At 59.1% G+C, this 906-nt stretch carries 2 pseudogenes; both read right to left on the bottom strand.

The annotated features are described in order from the left end of the window. Positions 1–563, bottom strand: a pseudogene (locus tag DC522_RS33780) (NADP-dependent malic enzyme); the annotation flags it as partial. A 124-nt stretch (positions 564–687) separates the two neighbouring features. After that, a pseudogene (locus DC522_RS36720) lies at positions 688–906 on the bottom strand (hypothetical protein); the annotation flags it as partial.

The raw sequence follows: 906 nt of genomic DNA, 5'->3' as shown, positions 1-906 counted from the left end.
GCGGCAGCCGCGACGATCGCCGTTCCATGCTGGTCATCATGGAAGACCGGGATCTTCAGGCGCTCGCGCAGGCGGCGTTCGATCTCGAAGCATTCAGGCGCCTTGATGTCCTCGAGATTGATGCCGCCGAAGGTAGGCTCGAGGGACGCGATAATATCGACCAACTTGTCGGTATCGGTCTCATTGACCTCAATGTCGAACACGTCGATGCCGGCGAACTTCTGAAACAGGCAGCCCTTGCCCTCCATCACCGGCTTGGAGGCCAGCGGCCCAATATTGCCGAGACCCAGCACCGCAGTGCCGTTGGAGATCACGGCCACGAGGTTGGATCGGCTGGTGTACAGGGCGGCCGTAGCCGAGTCGGCGTGAATGGCTATGCAGGGAGCGGCCACACCAGGGGAGTAGGCGAGAGCCAAGTCGCGCTGGTTGGTCATGCCCTTGATCGGCAGGACAGCAATCTTTCCCGGTCGCGGGAGACGGTGGTAGTCCAGTGCAGCTTGGTTCAAGCTCGCTACAGCTGTTTCGTCCGTACCGGAGGTGGTGAAGTTCGCTTCTTGGTTCATGAGCATTCCCTCCCTGGCATATTCGAGATTCTTAGCATTGCTGGTGGTTGGGCGAAGTTCCACGCTGATGGTCGATCAGCCAAACCATAGGCCTAACCTTCAGTCGCGACACCCGTCTTCTTCTCTATCCAGCGGCCAGTATTAGCCCATGGGCTTGGCTGCCGCTGATCGACAAGAGCGCACTTACCTCTCCAGCGTTCGGTTGCTTGCTGTTGAAAGCAACCTTGAACTCAGCTTCCGTCTTGGCCCTGATCTCATCGACCGTGACGCCGTCGGCGAGCTCGATCAGGGTCATGCCGGAGCCGCCCTTCTTGTCGATGGAAAAGACACCGAGATCGGTGAT

Source organism: Microvirga sp. KLBC 81, assembly GCF_003075415.1.
In the GTDB taxonomy this organism is placed as follows: Bacteria; Pseudomonadota; Alphaproteobacteria; order Rhizobiales; family Beijerinckiaceae; genus Microvirga.
The sequence above is the reverse complement of the archived record's forward strand: the minus strand, read 5'-3'. Positions and strand labels throughout refer to the sequence as shown.